This window comes from Erwinia psidii, from assembly GCF_003846135.1.
GTDB classification, from domain to species: domain Bacteria; phylum Pseudomonadota; class Gammaproteobacteria; order Enterobacterales; family Enterobacteriaceae; genus Erwinia; species Erwinia psidii.
The window spans coordinates 547,702-562,759 of sequence record NZ_RHHM01000001.1; the positions used below are offsets into that span (position 1 = coordinate 547,702).

General features: G+C 53.3%; 11 protein-coding genes. 2 read left to right on the forward strand and 9 right to left on the reverse strand.

Translation table 11 applies throughout. The features are described 5' to 3' along the window. Positions 1 to 75: 75 nt before the first annotated feature. Positions 76 to 1,713: a glutamine hydrolyzing CTP synthase gene (gene pyrG / locus EB241_RS02345; RefSeq protein WP_124231596.1), complete on the reverse strand. Its 1,638-nt coding sequence runs from the start codon at positions 1,711 to 1,713 to the stop codon at positions 76 to 78. A 74-nt stretch (positions 1,714 to 1,787) separates the two neighbouring features. Here pyrG and EB241_RS20795 point away from each other — a divergent pair, with 74 nt between their 5' ends. Further along, the gene (locus tag EB241_RS20795; RefSeq protein ID WP_158612368.1) at positions 1,788 to 1,952 is read left to right on the forward strand and encodes a hypothetical protein; all 165 of its coding nucleotides are present in this window, start codon (positions 1,788 to 1,790) and stop codon (positions 1,950 to 1,952) included. Here the strand turns inward: EB241_RS20795 and mazG are convergent. The 3 genes from mazG to rlmD form a co-directional block, all read right to left on the reverse strand. Beyond that, positions 1,936 to 2,718, reverse strand: a complete 783-nt coding sequence (gene mazG / locus EB241_RS02350; RefSeq protein ID WP_124231597.1) for a nucleoside triphosphate pyrophosphohydrolase — start codon at positions 2,716 to 2,718, stop codon at positions 1,936 to 1,938. The genes EB241_RS20795 and mazG overlap by 17 nt on opposite strands. Before the next feature lie 252 nt (positions 2,719 to 2,970). Continuing rightward, the gene (gene relA, locus EB241_RS02355) at positions 2,971 to 5,199 is read right to left on the reverse strand and encodes a GTP diphosphokinase (RefSeq protein ID WP_124231598.1); all 2,229 of its coding nucleotides are present in this window, start codon (positions 5,197 to 5,199) and stop codon (positions 2,971 to 2,973) included. Positions 5,200 to 5,212: 13 nt separating this feature from the next. Then, entirely contained in the window at positions 5,213 to 6,547 is a 1,335-nt protein-coding gene (gene rlmD / locus EB241_RS02360; protein WP_124231599.1) for a 23S rRNA (uracil(1939)-C(5))-methyltransferase RlmD, read from the reverse strand. A 113-nt stretch (positions 6,548 to 6,660) separates the two neighbouring features. On the opposite strand from rlmD, the gene barA reads away from it, so the two are divergent. Next, positions 6,661 to 9,387 (forward strand): two-component sensor histidine kinase BarA, encoded by a 2,727-nt coding sequence (barA, locus tag EB241_RS02365; RefSeq protein WP_124231600.1) that lies wholly within the window; start codon positions 6,661 to 6,663, stop codon positions 9,385 to 9,387. Positions 9,388 to 9,428: 41 nt separating this feature from the next. Here barA and EB241_RS02370 read toward each other — a convergent pair whose 3' ends face one another. The 5 genes from EB241_RS02370 to EB241_RS02390 all read right to left on the reverse strand — a co-directional run bounded on the left by EB241_RS02370 (position 9,429) and on the right by EB241_RS02390 (position 15,055). Next, complete coding sequence (locus tag EB241_RS02370; protein ID WP_124231601.1) at positions 9,429 to 10,577, reverse strand: glycerate kinase; 1,149 nt, start codon at positions 10,575 to 10,577, stop codon at positions 9,429 to 9,431. A gap of 76 nt (positions 10,578 to 10,653) precedes the next feature. Continuing rightward, positions 10,654 to 11,538 (reverse strand): 2-hydroxy-3-oxopropionate reductase, encoded by an 885-nt coding sequence (gene garR, locus EB241_RS02375; protein WP_124231602.1) that lies wholly within the window; start codon positions 11,536 to 11,538, stop codon positions 10,654 to 10,656. 22 nt (positions 11,539 to 11,560) lie between these two features. After that, complete coding sequence (garL, locus tag EB241_RS02380) at positions 11,561 to 12,331, reverse strand: 2-dehydro-3-deoxyglucarate aldolase (protein ID WP_124231603.1); 771 nt, start codon at positions 12,329 to 12,331, stop codon at positions 11,561 to 11,563. An 18-nt stretch (positions 12,332 to 12,349) separates the two neighbouring features. Continuing rightward, positions 12,350 to 13,690 carry a glucarate dehydratase gene (gene gudD, locus EB241_RS02385; RefSeq protein ID WP_124231604.1) on the reverse strand — a complete coding sequence of 447 codons (1,341 nt, stop codon included), beginning with the start codon at positions 13,688 to 13,690 and terminating at the stop codon, positions 12,350 to 12,352. A 27-nt stretch (positions 13,691 to 13,717) separates the two neighbouring features. Further along, a complete protein-coding gene (locus EB241_RS02390; RefSeq protein WP_124231605.1) occupies positions 13,718 to 15,055 on the reverse strand; it encodes an enolase C-terminal domain-like protein in 1,338 nt (445 codons plus the stop codon). Positions 15,056 to 15,058 lie beyond the last annotated feature (3 nt).

Here is a 15,058-nt window from a genome sequence, read left to right on the forward strand (position 1 = left end):
TTTTTCCTCAGTACAAGTTAACTTAAACTCAGACAAACAACGCGGGGTGTTATTCCCGCGTTGTTATGAAAATACTTATTTTGCCAAACGCTTCTGATACTCACTGGCCGCTTTCACGAAACCAGCAAACAGTGGGTGGCCATCACGGGGTGTCGAGGTAAATTCAGGGTGGAACTGACACGCAACAAACCACGGATGTCCGGGAATTTCGATGATTTCCACCAACTGGTCATCCCCGGACCGGCCAGCCACACGTAATCCGGCCGCCTCAATTGGCTTCAACAGCAGATTGTTAACTTCATAACGATGACGATGGCGCTCAACGATGGTGTCAGAACCGTACAGCTGGTGCACCAGGCTATCTTTCGTCACCTGGCATTGCTGGCTGCCCAAACGCATGGTGCCACCCAGATCGCTCTGTTCGCTGCGCACTTCCACATTGCCTTCTTCATCACGCCATTCGGTAATCAATGCCACGACCGGATACTTGCAGTCTGGTACAAACTCGGTTGAGTTTGCGCCTTCCATACCAGCTACGTTGCGGGCAAACTCCATCAGCGCAACCTGCATTCCCAGACAAATGCCAAGGTAAGGAACGTTGTTTTCACGCGCATATCGCGCTGTCATCAGCTTACCTTCGACACCACGATAGCCGAAGCCACCGGGGATCAGAATAGCGTCCAGATTTTTTAGCAATTCAACGCCACGGCTCTCGACATCCTGTGAGTCAATCAGCCTGATATTTACCGTGACACGGTTTTTCAGACCACCGTGCTTCAGTGCTTCAATCACTGACTTATAGGCGTCGGGCAGTTCAACGTACTTGCCGACCATGCCGATAGTCACTTCAGCGCCCGGATTGGCTTCTTCGTAAATCACCTGTTCCCATTCCGCCAGGTTCGCTTCCGGTGCATTCAGGCTGAAGCGTTTGCAAATATAATCATCCAGCCCCTGTGATTTCAACATGCCGGGAATTTTGTATATGGAATCAACGTCTTTCAGAGATATCACTGCCTTTTCCGGCACGTTACAGAACAGCGCAATTTTGGCACGTTCATTAGCCGGTACGGCACGATCCGAACGGCATATCAGCACGTCAGGCTGAATACCGATAGAGAGTAATTCCTTGACGGAATGCTGGGTAGGTTTGGTTTTCACTTCACCGGCAGCGGCCATATAGGGCACCAGCGTCAGGTGCATATACATGGTGTGTTCACGACCCACATCCACCGCCATCTGACGGATAGCTTCGAGGAAAGGCAGAGATTCGATATCCCCTACCGTGCCGCCAATCTCTACCAGCACAACATCGTGGCCTTCACCACCTTCAATAATGCGCTCTTTGATGGCATTGGTAATATGGGGGATCACCTGAATGGTCGCGCCCAGATAGTCGCCACGACGCTCTTTGCGCAGGACTTCTGAGTAAATACGGCCAGTGGTGAAGTTGTTACGGCGGCTCATTTTGGTACGGATAAAGCGCTCATAATGGCCCAGATCCAAATCGGTTTCGGCGCCGTCATCGGTGACGAACACTTCGCCGTGTTGAGTAGGACTCATGGTACCGGGATCCACGTTAATATAGGGGTCCAGCTTCATGATGGTCACATTAAGACCACGCGCTTCAAGAATGGCGGCCAGGGAGGCTGCGGCAATGCCTTTACCCAGAGAGGAAACGACCCCGCCGGTCACAAAAATATAGTTCGTTGTCATGCTGAACCTGAGAAAGTAGGTTTAAAGACGATGGAATAACCAGGACGGGAAAGCAGTATACCGGAATCACCGCGTTGCCACAATTGATCGTTTTTGGTTATCAGCAAACCATCGCACAGACTGGCAGGAGATTACCCGATCATGCCGCACCAGAGGTTGATTCAGGTCACATTTTTGTTGAATCGAGTCAGCTGATTATTCCTCAAGGCGGCATCCGGGAAGCTATTCTCTCGCTTTAACCTGTTGCCATGCTGCTTCCATTTGTTCCAGCGAGGCATCCTGCATCTGCATTCCTTGCGCGGTGATAATTTCTTCTACCTGGCGGAACCGGCGCTCAAACTTATCATTGGCTTTCTGTAACACCATTTCCGCTTTGCTGCCAAGATGACGGGAAAAGTTAACGGTGGCAAACAGCAGGTCGCCTATCTCTTCTTCCAGCTTCTGTTGATCCACTTCGGGTTGCCGCACTTCATGCATCACTTCGTCAATTTCTTCATACACTTTATCCAGCACCGGAGCCAGAGTGTGCCAGTCAAAACCGACGTTACTGCAACGTTTCTGGATCTTATATGCACGCATGAGGGCGGGCAGCGTGCGTGGAATATCATCCAGTGCCGAGTGTTGTTCCTTTTCGGCGCGCTCAACGCTTTTGATTCGTTCCCAGTTGGAAAGTACGTCTTGACTGTCGCTGACCGCCGTCTGGCCAAAAATGTGCGGATGGCGGCGCTGCAGTTTATCGCTGATGGCGTTACAGATATCATCGAAATTAAAACGCCCCTCTTCATCAGCTATACGGGCATAAAACACCACCTGAAACAGCAAATCGCCCAGTTCGCTTTTCAGATCGTCGAAATTTTCACGGCTTATGGCATCAAGCAGTTCATAGGTCTCTTCGAGGGTGTACGGCGCGATGGTGGCATAAGTCTGTTCACGGTCCCAGGGACAGCCTTGTTGGGGATCGCGCAAGGTTTTCATTATGCCCAGCAGGCGATCGAGTGCAGTCATAATCTTTTCCATAGTGTGATGAAGACAAAAAGAGATTGTATGTCACAGGGCGAATAAATTCCCCCTTATAACGGGCTGAAGAAGGCTGGCGAGGATCAGAAATAAAGCGGCGTTGGCGTTTATGGCGCTGAGTATCGTGACGTTACTGACATAGCCACGTTGTGCTTTGCCAGTACAGGCTCCACCTGAGCAGATGCCCCATAATGAGCACCGCCCGAAGGAAAAACGGCAGTACAGCCACTGCCTTGAAGATCAGTGTAGTCTCTTCGCATCGATAATATCCGGCACCTGATTAAGCCTTGCCAGTACCCGCCCCAGCACCTGCTGATTATAAATTTCAATATCCATATCGATGGTTGCCAGCTGCTTTTTGGTATCACTTCTGCTGGCAACACCAAGCACATTGACCTTTTCATTAGCCAAAATGGTGGTGATATCGCGAAGCAGGCCACTGCGGTCGTTGGCGGTCACGCGAACCACCAGTGAATAGCCGCTTGAGTAGCTCTCCCCCCAAACCGCATCAACAATACGCTCAGGCGCGTGGGACATCAGTTCACTCAGCTGGTCACAGTCCGCACGATGAATGGATATACCCCGTCCCTGAGTGATAAAGCCCACGATTTCATCGCCGGGGATCGGCTGACAGCAACGTGCGATGTGGTGCATCAGGTTACCAACGCCCTCAACCACCACCCTGCCGCTCTCTTTGCTACGCGGTGCGGTCGACTTCTGCGTCAGCTGGCGCAACGCCTCACGATCTTCTTCTTCTGCACTCGGCTTATTGAGCCTGGATTGCAGGAAATTGGCCATCTGATTCAGGCGAATATCACCACCGCCAATGGCCGCCAGCAGTTCATCCAGCGTATTAAAGTTATAACGCGGCAGCAGCAGTTTCTCCGCCTCTTTCAGGCTGATATCCAGATGATCCAACTCACTGTCAAGGATCTGCCGACCGGCAACGATATTCTTGTCACGATCCTGCTTACGAAACCAGGCATGGATCTTCGAACGTCCACGACTGGTGGTAATATAGCCAAGATTTGGATTAAGCCAGTCACGACTTGGATTAGGCTGCTTCTGGGTGATGATATCAATCTGATCGCCCATCTGTAGCTGGTAGGAGAAAGGCACAATACGACCACTGATTTTGGCACCAATGCAGCGGTGGCCTATATCACTGTGGATATGATAAGCAAAATCTAATGGCGTGGAGCCTGCGGGCAAGTCCACCACATCGCCTTTCGGCGTAAACACATAAACGCGATCGTCAAAGACCTGGCTCCGCACCTCATCCAGCATTTCACCGGAATCAGACATCTCTTCCTGCCAGGCGATCAGCTTACGCAGCCAGGCAATTCGCTCCTCATGACCGGAAGCACCGCGGGCGCTGCCCGTGGAACCGCCTTCTTTATATTTCCAGTGTGCCGCCACTCCCAGCTCGGCATCTTCATGCATCTGCCGGGTACGGATCTGGATTTCCACCGTTTTGCCTTTCGGCCCCAGAACAACGGTATGAATTGACTGATAGCCGTTGGGCTTAGGATTAGCGACATAATCGTCGAACTCACTGGGCAGATGGCGGTACAGCGTGTGAACAATGCCCAGCGCGCCATAGCAATCCTGTAGGCGCTCCGCCACAATTCTCACCGCCCGTACATCAAAGAGTTCATCAAACGCCAGCGATTTCTTCTGCATTTTTCGCCAGATGCTGTAGATATGTTTAGGTCGGCCGTAGACTTCCGCTTTAACGCCTTCTTTCACAATCTCAGTGCGCAGCGATTGAACAAAAGTGTCAATGTACTGTTCACGATCGATACGTCGCTCATGCAACAGTTTTGCAATACGCTTATATTCATCCGGGTGCAGATAGCGGAAACAGAAATCTTCCAGTTCCCATTTAAGCTGGCCGATACCCAGACGGTTAGCCAGCGGCGCGTAAATATTGGTGCACTCCTTGGCCGCCAGGACTCGCTCATCTTCCGGCGCGTCTTTCACCTCGCGCAGATGCGCAACGCGTTCGGCAAGCTTGATAACCACGCAGCGGAAATCTTCCACCATTGCCAGCAGCATACGTCGGACATTATCAACCTGTTCCGGGGCCATTGAGTCATTGTGGGCCGCCTTAAGCTGGCGGATGGCGTCCATATCACGAACACCGTGAACCAGCGAGACAATCGCTTTGCCAAACTTTTCTTCCAGCACCGCCTCGGATACCACGTCCGCGTCCGCCAGAGGAAACAGGAGTGCGGCACGCAAACTTTCGCTGTCCATACTGAGCATGGAAAGGATTTCCACCATCTCCACGCCACGCCAGAGCAAAAGCGCAGCATCCGTATGCTGTTGTGTTGCTTCCTGACAATAACGCCAGGTATCGGCCAGTCGCTCACATGACTGCTGGTTGGAAATCCCCAAACTGGTGATCCATTGATCGAGCGCAAACTCGCCAGCCGTATTCAAATGTGCACTTCTTACCGCAACCATAACCTCTCCTGGCTTACTCCCACGCGGGAGCCTGTTTTCGGCTAAATAACACCATGGATTCCACATGCCCGGTATGCGGAAACATATCAAGCAGCGAAACCCTTTCCAATTGATAACCGGATGCCAGAAGATTCTGACTATCCTGGGCAAGTGTAGTCGGATTACAGGATACGTAGACCACCTTTTGCGGGGCAAGTTTAATGATATGAGACATCACCGCCGCCGCCCCGGCACGGGCCGGGTCTAACAGAACTTTGTTAAATCCTTTTGCAGCCCAGGCCTGTTTCACGACATCCTCTTCCAGATTGTGTTGGAAGAAATCCACATTATTCAGATTATTCCGTGCAGCATTGCGTGCAGCCTGCCCCACCAATGTTGCTACCCCTTCCACACCCGTTGCATGTTCTACCTGTTTTCCTGCCGGCAACGTAAAATTTCCCATGCCGCAAAACAGATCCAACAGCCGATCCTGCGGTTGGAGATCCAGCCAGTTTAGTGCCTGATTAACCATCTGCTGATTAAGTTCACCATTGATCTGGATAAAATCGCGCGGACTAAAAGCGAGCGTCAGATCATCAATGCGATAAAAAGGCATTGCGCCGTTAACCTGCACCAGTGTATCGCTGTCGGGTGCCAGAAACAGGGCAACGTGATGATTATGCGAAAACTGTTCCAGTTTTTCCCGATCCGTCCCACTCAGGGTATCAAGATGCCGCAGAACCAGCAGTGGGCCGTTATCCGCCAGCACCAGTTCAATATGTCCCAATCGCCTTGCCGCCTGTAAACTGTTCAACATCTGATGCAACGGCTGGATTAATGCATTAAGCTCGGGCTTCAAAACAGGACATTGCGAGATGGCAACCAGTTCACGGGAGGCAGCCTGACGAAATCCCATTTGCACTGTCTGACTGCGTTTATCGTAATGCAGACTCAGCCTTGCCCGTCGACGATAGCCATAAGGTTCCCCTGAAATAATATTGTCCACCGCGACCGGCTGGCCATTTTGCTGACTGAGCAGACGCGCAAGGGCACTGGCTTTACTCTGCTGTTGCAGCGCGGGTGAGGCATGTTGCAACTGGCATCCACCACAGAGAGTAAAATGCGGGCAGGGTGGCGTAACCCGTTCAGGGCTGGCAGAGAGAATGCGGATTGTTTTTCCCCGTGCCCATGAATTTTTCTGCTGGGTTATTTCTACCTCTGCCCGCTCGCCAGGTAATGCACCGCTGATGAACAGCGCTTTACCATCAATTCGCCCCACGCCCTGTCCCGATACGTCCATTTCATTAACTGTCACTGTTATGATCTGACGGGTCGTCACGCGCCGTTTTGCAGAGTAGAATTGCGCCATTATTGATTTTTATCCGAAAGATTGTTAGCGAAAAAGCGTGCGTAGCCTACACCAGCGATCAAAAAAATTCGACCTGCGCCGCCCCCTTCTCCACACCGTATCACAGGATGATTATGACCAAATACAGCCTGCGGGCGCGTATGATAATTTTGATTTTGGCCCCCACACTGATGATAGGGCTTCTGTTAAGCACTTTTTTTATTGTGCATCGCTACAACGAATTACAACATCAGCTGGTGGATGCGGGGGCAAATATTATTGAACCGCTGGCTACCGCCAGCGAATACGGCATGACCTTCCACAGCAAAACCTCTGTGCGACAGCTGGTTAGCCTGCTGCACCGTCGTCATTCAAATATCGTTCGTGTCATCACCGTATTTGACGCACAGAATCAACTGTTTGCCACCTCTAATTATCATCTGAATGTTGAAAAACTGCGGATACAGGAAGGGACAAGGTTACCTTCTGACATTGGCATTCAACGCCTGGGAAACTCAATAATCTTACGCACGCCAATCCTGTCAGAAAGCTATTACCCGGATGAGTCGCCGGAGGACAATGCCAAACCCAGCGGTAATCCTCTGGGTTATGTCGCCATTGAACTGGATTTACAGTCGGTCAGGCTACAGCAATATAAGGAAGTTTTTGTCTCCACCCTGCTGCTGCTGTTCTGTCTCTGTCTGGCGATGCTGTTTGCCTACCGTCTGATGCGCGATGTCACCGGCCCCATTCGTAATATGGTCAACACCGTTGACCGTATCCGTCGTGGGCAACTCGACAGCCGGGTGACAGGACATATGCTGGGTGAGCTGGATATGCTGAAAAACGGCATTAACTCTATGGCGATGTCGCTGACGGCTTACCATGAAGAGATGCTGCAAAATATCGATCAGGCCACCTCCGATCTGCGTGAAACGCTTGAACAGATGGAAATCCAGAATGTGGAGTTGGATCTGGCGAAAAAGCGCGCGCAGGAAGCAGCTCGTATCAAATCGGAATTCCTCGCCAATATGTCCCATGAGCTGCGAACGCCGCTGAACGGGGTTATTGGCTTTACCCGTCAGACGCTAAAAACCGCGCTGAACTCCACCCAACGCGACTATCTGCATACCATTGAGCGCTCCGCCAATAATCTGCTGAGCATCATTAACGACGTGCTGGACTTCTCCAAGCTGGAAGTCGGTAAGCTGGTGCTGGAAAACATTCCTTTTCCCTTACGGGCAACGCTGGATGAGGTAGTGGTTCTGTTGGCGCAATCCGCCCATGAGAAAGGGCTTGAACTGACGCTGAATATCCAACATGACGTACCGGACAATGCCATTGGCGATCCGCTACGCCTGCAACAAATCATTGTTAATCTGCTGGGCAACGCCATCAAATTTACCGAGCAGGGTCACATCAGCATTCGCGTGGAAAAACGTTTAATAATTAATAACCGCGTCGATCTGGAGGTACAAATCCACGACACCGGGATTGGCCTTTCCGAGAAGCAGCAGTCGCAATTGTTTCAGGCGTTCCGGCAGGCGGATGCCAGTATATCCAGGCGTCATGGGGGAACCGGTCTGGGATTGGTGATCACCCAAAAGCTGGTCAACGAAATGGGGGGAGAGATCTCGTTTCACAGTCGTCTCAATCAGGGATCGACCTTCTGGTTCCATGTCAACCTGGCGCTTAATCCGAATGCCGCGAGCGATCCGCGTGCCGTAGAGTGCTTGCAGGGCAAGCGACTGGCCTATGTTGAGGCTAATGCGGCTGCCGCTCAGGCGACCCAGGATCTGCTGGCCGCAACCAGAATGAAAGTCAGCTACAGTACCACGCTGGAAGGGCTTCCCCACGGCCACTATGACGTCCTGTTAATTGGGCTGTCGGTGACAAGGGAACATGGGCACGAGATCGCTAATCATGAGCTGTTACCGGCATTGCAGCGAGCCGATAACGTGATTATGGCGCTCCCCTGCCAGATGCAAACCTACGCTGAAGACTTAAAAGCGCGCGGCGTCAGCGCCTGCCTGATTAAACCTGTGTCGCTTTCGCGTCTGCTGCCGGTTTTGCTTGACCATCACATGCGCGAAGCAGAATACCGACCAGAAAGGCGTCGCCTGCCGCTGACGGTAATGGCGGTGGATGATAATCCTGCCAACCTGAAGTTGATCGGCGCACTGCTGGAGGAACAGGTGGAACATATTGTTCTCTGTGAGAGTGGTATCACCGCCATCAAGGAAGCACAAAAGCAGGCGCTTGATATTATTCTGATGGATATTCAGATGCCAGAAATTGACGGTATCCGCACCAGCGAGCTAATCCGCCAACTGCCGCAACACGCTTCCACCCCGATTGTCGCCGTCACCGCCCACGCGTTGAATGGCGAACAGGAAGCGCTGTTTAAGGCCGGCATGATTGATTACCTGGCCAAACCCATTGATGAGGTCAAACTGAGCCATTTGTTAGCCCGGTACTCGCCGGGAACCAAAGCGATAAAGGTGCCCGATATACCCGCCTCACTGGACTGGCATCTGGCGCTGCGTCAGGCGGCAAATAAACCCGATCTGGCCCTTGAACTGTTACAAATGCTGGTCGATTTTTTACCGGATGTTCAAAGTTCGGTCGGACGCTATATGAAAGAAAACAATCCTGAAGCGCTGCGCAATATTATTCACAAACTGCATGGCAGTGCCAGCTACAGCGGTGTCCCCAGGCTGAAAAAGCTTTGCCAGCAGCTTGAGCAGAACCTGCGGTTAAACAACGATATTAACGCGGTCGAGCCGGAGTTGCTTGAACTGCTGGATGAAACAGAGAATGTCGCAAGGTTGGCAAAAGAGAGGTTGGCATTAGCTGATTAAACAGTCGGCCGGAGCGGAATAGCGCCCGCTCGCCGGTCAGATTATTTCGTGCTAATAGTTTGCCCAATGGCAATGGCAGCTGCAATATTACGCGCGGCCCTTTGCACATTTTCTGCCGCGCCTGCCAGCGCATCTTCCAGCGTACAAATCCTGTAAATCACGCTGAAAACCGCATCCAGCCCATGCTGATGGACCACGGACACGTCAGATGTCAAACTTCCCGCAATCCCGATGACCGGCTTGTTATAGCGCTTGGCAATCTTCGCCACTCCAATGGGCACTTTGCCATGAATGGTCTGGCTGTCTATGCGACCTTCCCCGGTGATCACCAGCGTGGCATCCTTCACCAGCCGCTCCAGCCCAAGCGCTTCGGTCACAATCTCCACACCACGGCGCAATTGTGCGTGGCAGAAAGCGTACAATCCCGCCCCCATCCCCCCTGCAGCACCACCACCCACCAGTGAAAATACATCAATATCCAGTTCACGATGAATCACCTCCGCATAATGTGTCAGAGCGCGGTCCAGCTGTTTAACCACCTCCGGCGTGGCGCCTTTCTGTGGGCCAAACACCGCCGATGCGCCCTTCTCTCCCAGTAACGGGTTGGTCACATCACAGGCAATCTCAAAACGACAGTTTTTAATGCGCGGATCAAAATCACCCATATCAATGGTGGCCAGATGCGCAAGCTGACCACCGCCGCAGCCAATCTGTTGGCCCTGCTGGTCCAGCAGTTTAGCCCCCAACGCCTGCACCATTCCGGCACCGCCGTCGTTAGTCGCACTGCCACCTATGCCAATAATAAAATGCGCCACTCCTTTATCAAGTGCATCACGGATTAGCTCTCCGGTCCCCCAGGAGGTAGTGATCAGCGGATCGCGGCGCGCCGTTGGAACCAGTTCAAGTCCGCTGGCCGCAGCCATCTCAATATAGGCGCAACGTTTATCCCCGGAGAGGCCGTAAAAAGCGTCTACCGGTTCGCCCAGCGGGCCGGTAACACGAAGACGGATCAGACTACCACTGGTCGCCGCCACCATCGCCTGCACGGTGCCTTCTCCGCCGTCTGCCACCGGTATTCTAACGTAGTCTGCATCGGGAAAAATGTCCCGAAATCCCAGCTCAATTTGCGTGGCAACCTGTTGGGCGGTCAGACTCTCTTTATATGAATCCGGTGCGATTACTATTTTCATACGTTATCCGTGCGCTGTTGAACGACCCCCGGCAAGCGGGAACGGATTCCGGCCGCGGTCAGGCCGGATCACACTGCTATTGGCTTATTTCAACTTTGGCTAATTTTTCATAGTAGCAGGCCAGGGCGCTGTGATCGGCAGATCCCAGTCCATCCGCCCGCAGCGCCTGCATCATTTCCATCACCGCCGCGGTTAACGGCAACTGTGCCCCCACCTCATGCGACGTATCCAGCGCATTGGCCAGATCTTTGATATGCAGATCGATACGAAAACCCGGTTTAAAATTGCGGTCCATGACCATCGGCGCTTTGGCATCCAGCACGGTACTGCCAGCCAGCCCACCGCGAATCGCCTGGTACACCAGGTTCGGATTAACACCGGCTTTGGTCGCGAGGGTCAGTGCTTCAGACATCGCCGCAATGTTAAGCGCCACGATCACCTGATTAGCCAGCTTGGTGACATTCCCCGCACCAATATCTCCGGTATGCACTACCGATCCGGCCATCGCCTTCATAATGTCATGGCATTTGTTGAACAGCGCTTTATCGCCACCCACCATTACCGACAAGGTGCCCTCAATCGCTTTTGGCTCACCACCGCTGACCGGCGCATCCAGTAAAGCGATACCTTTCTTTGCCAGTTCAGCATGGATCTCCTGGCTGGCCAGCGGCGCAATCGAACTCATATCAATGATAACCGTGCCCGCTTTAGCGCCCTGGATAATGCTCTCTTCCCCCAGAACCACCTCTTTCACCTGGGGGGAATTGGGCAGCATGGTGATGATAACTTCACACTGTTCTGCCACCGCTTTGGCAGATGCGGCAACCGTAGCCCCCAGGCTCACCAGCTCTGCTTCATTTTCCCGGTTGTTATCCCGGACAACCAGACTGTAACCCGCTTTCAGCAGATTTTTACTCATGGGTTTCCCCATAATGCCCAGACCAATAAAGCCAATTTTCATTTTATTTCTCCTGAAGGGTGGATTATTTTTTGAAACGATCGCACAGAGCCTGGGTTGCGGCACGGAAGACACCCACATCGCTGCCTACCGCCACGAAACTGGCCCCCCATTCCAGATAACGTCGGGCATCGGCTTCAACCGGGGCAAGGATGCCGCTGGGCTTGCCCGCCGCTTTCGCCCGTTCGAAAACAGACTGAATCACTTTCAATACCTCCGGGTGTGCCGGCTGGCCCAGGTAGCCGAGCGCCGCCGAGAGATCGCCCGGCCCAACGAAAATCCCGTCCACCCCGTCAGTCGCCGTAATCGCGTCAATGTTATCCACCGCCAGCTGCGTTTCGATCTGTACCAGTAACGTGATGTTGTCATTAATCCTGCGGTTATATTCCGACACGGTGCCATACATGTTACTGCGATGAGAAACGGACACCCCACGGATGCCCATCGGTGGATAACGGGTGGATGCCACGGCCCGTGTCGCGTCCTCAGCCGTTTCCACGAAGGGGATCAAAAAATTAGAAAAACCAATATCCAGCAGACGTTTGATAATCACCGGTTCGTTACAGGGTGGACGAACCACCGGCGCACTGACGCTGCCTTTCAGCGCCATCAGCTGCGGGATAAAAGTGGTGATATCGTTAGGTGCATGTTCGCCATCCAGCACCAGCCAGTCGAAACCGGCCAGCCCAAGCACTTCGGTGGTAATCGGGTTGGCCAGTGCACACCAGCTGCCAATCAATGTCTCTCCGGCTAACAGGCGCTGGCGGAAACTGTTCGGCATGTTTACATAGCTCATCACGTTCTCCTGAAAAAGTTAGCGCACCAGGCAGGGGCGTTTGTTATCGAAAGTCCAGTCCGGTACCAGGAATTGCATGGCCTGGGCATCATTGCGCGCCCCCAACCCGTGCTGTTGATACAGCCGATGCGCCTTCATAACCTGATCCATATCCAGCTCAATACCGAGTCCCGGTTTTTCAGGGACCTGTACATATCCACCTTTGATTTGCAGTGGCTGGCGGGTCAGACGCTGGTTGCCTTCCTGCCAGATCCAGTGAGTATCGATCGCAGTAATTTCACCCGGTGCTGCCGCCGCAACATGCGTAAACATCGCCAGTGAAATATCAAAATGGTTGTTGGAGTGTGAGCCCCAGGTCAGGCCAAAATCATGGCACATCTGGGCGACGCGAACCGATCCCTGCATGGTCCAGAAATGCGGATCTGCCAGCGGAATATCGACAGATTGCAGCGACAGGGTGTGGCCCATCTGCCGCCAGTCGGTGGCAATCATATTTGTCGCGGTGGGTAGCCCGGTAGCACGACGGAACTCTGCCATGACTTCCCGCCCGGAATAGCCCTGCTCTGCTCCGCAAGGATCTTCAGCATAGGCCAGCACGCCCTGCAATGACTTGCCCAGTGCGATAGCCTCATTCAGCGACCATGCACCGTTGGGATCCAGCGTAATGCGCGCCTGTGGAAAACGTTTCGCCAACGCGGTCACCGCTTCCGCTTCGTCACTGCCCGCCAGCACGCCGCCTTTCAGTTTAAAATCGTTGAAACCATACTTTTCATACGCCGCCTCTGCCAGCCGGACGATGGCCTCTGGGGTCAGCGCCTCTTCATGTCGCAGGCGATACCAGTCGCAGGTTTCATCTGGCTGACTCTGATAAGGCAACGAGGTTCTGCGACGATCGCCGATATAGAACAGATAGCCCAGCATCCCGACCTGGCTGCGCTGCTGACCATCCCCCAATAGCGTGGCAACATTGACGCCCAGATGTTGGCCCAGCAAGTCGAGTAATGCCGACTCAATACCGGTCACCACATGAATGGTGGTACGCAAATCAAACGTCTGGAGGCCACGGCCAGCGACATCACGATCGGCGAAAGTGTTGCGCACAAGACTGAGAAGATTTTTATATTCACCCAGCGCACGGCCGGTCAGTAACGCCGCCGCGTCTTCCAGCGTTTGGCGAATTTTCTCGCCGCCCGGAATTTCGCCTAACCCGGTATGACCGGCATTGTCTTTGATAATGACAATATTACGGGTGAAAAACGGCGCATGCGCACCGCTCAGGTTCAGCAGCATACTGTCGTAGCCTGCAACGGGGATCACCTGCATTTCGGTGATAGTTGGGGTTGCTGTAGCATGACTCATAACGTGTTCCTTCTGCATAATCAGCCGTCAGCGCCCAAAAACCGGGCGCTTGCGATTAAATGTCCAGCCGGGGATCAGATACTGCATGGCGACGGCATCGTTACGGCAGCCACCGGGCAGCGTTTTATAAAGTTCATGGGCCTGCTCCAGCCTGGCCCAGTCCAGTTCAACCCCCAGACCCGGTGCGTCCGGCAGGGCAATCTGACCGTTTCGGATTGTTAACGGTTCTCTGGTCAGACACTGATTTCCCTCTTGCCAGATCCAGTGGGTATCGAGAGCGGTAGGGTTACCCGGTGCAGCAGCGCCCACATGGGTAAACATCGCCAGTGAGATATCGAAGTGGTTATTGGAGTGGCAGCCCCAGGTCAGGCCCCAGTCATCACAGAGCTGGGCGACACGCACTGCACCGCTGAGTGTCCAGAAATGCGGGTCTGCCAGCGGAATATCGACAGCATTCAGCATTACGGCATGGTTCATCTCACGCCAGTTGGTGGCGATCATATTGGTGGCCACCGGCAGGCCGGTAGCGCGGCGAAATTCAGCCATCACTTCCCGCCCGGAATAGCCTTGCTCCGCGCCGCACGGATCTTCAGCGTAGGCAAGAATGCCATGCAGATCTTTGCACAGCGTAATGGCTTCATCCAGCAGCCAGGCGCCGTTAGGATCAACGGTGATACGTGCATCGGGAAAGCGTTTTTTTAGCGCTTTCACCGTGTCGATCTCCTGTTCCCCCGGCAGAACGCCCCCTTTCAGTTTGAAATCTTTAAAACCATATTTGTCCTGAGCGGCCTCTGCCAGCCTCACCACGGCGGCGCTGTCCAATGCCTGTTGATGACGCAGTTGATACCATTCATGGCTGGCTTTCTCACCGGTAAGATAGGGCAAATCAGTTTTCTGGCGGTCGCCGATATAAAAAAGATACCCCAGAACGGTCACTGCATCGCGCTGTTTGCCTGGCCCCAGCAGTTCTGCCACCGGGACATTCAGGCATTGCCCTAACAGGTCCAGCAGCGCCGCTTCCAGCGCGGCCACCGCATTGACCCGCAGCTCAAATGTCCATGCGCCATTACCGAAGGTATCGAAATCCGCCGACTGGTTTCCTTTGTACACGCTTTGTACCAGGCGATTCATTCGTGCCACTTCTTTCCCTTTCACCTGCGGAATAGCTGCCACCAGCGTCTGATAAATGGTGTCTCCCCCCGGCGCTTCACCCACACCGGTATGGCCGGCACTGTCGGTCAACACCACAATATTCCGGGTAAAATAAGCACCATGTGCACCACCGATATTCAGCAGCATACTGTCATGACCCGCCACCGGGATGACTTTCATTTCCAGGATGACAGGGGAACTTTGTGTGTTCATCGC

What these genes read in the sequence shown, in the direction of transcription:
- pyrG (WP_124231596.1), bottom strand. Translation starts at nt 1,713, where the DNA reads ATGACAACGAACTATATTTTTGTGACCGGCGGGGTCGTTTCCTCTCTG.
- mazG (WP_124231597.1), bottom strand. Translation starts at nt 2,718, where the DNA reads ATGACTGCACTCGATCGCCTGCTGGGCATAATGAAAACCTTGCGCGAT.
- relA (WP_124231598.1), bottom strand. Translation starts at nt 5,199, where the DNA reads ATGGTTGCGGTAAGAAGTGCACATTTGAATACGGCTGGCGAGTTTGCG.
- rlmD (WP_124231599.1), bottom strand. Translation starts at nt 6,547, where the DNA reads ATGGCGCAATTCTACTCTGCAAAACGGCGCGTGACGACCCGTCAGATC.
- barA (WP_124231600.1), top strand. Translation starts at nt 6,661, where the DNA reads ATGACCAAATACAGCCTGCGGGCGCGTATGATAATTTTGATTTTGGCC.
- EB241_RS02370 (WP_124231601.1), bottom strand. Translation starts at nt 10,577, where the DNA reads ATGAAAATAGTAATCGCACCGGATTCATATAAAGAGAGTCTGACCGCC.
- garR (WP_124231602.1), bottom strand. Translation starts at nt 11,538, where the DNA reads ATGAAAATTGGCTTTATTGGTCTGGGCATTATGGGGAAACCCATGAGT.
- garL (WP_124231603.1), bottom strand. Translation starts at nt 12,331, where the DNA reads ATGAGCTATGTAAACATGCCGAACAGTTTCCGCCAGCGCCTGTTAGCC.
- gudD (WP_124231604.1), bottom strand. Translation starts at nt 13,690, where the DNA reads ATGAGTCATGCTACAGCAACCCCAACTATCACCGAAATGCAGGTGATC.
- EB241_RS02390 (WP_124231605.1), bottom strand. Translation starts at nt 15,055, where the DNA reads ATGAACACACAAAGTTCCCCTGTCATCCTGGAAATGAAAGTCATCCCG.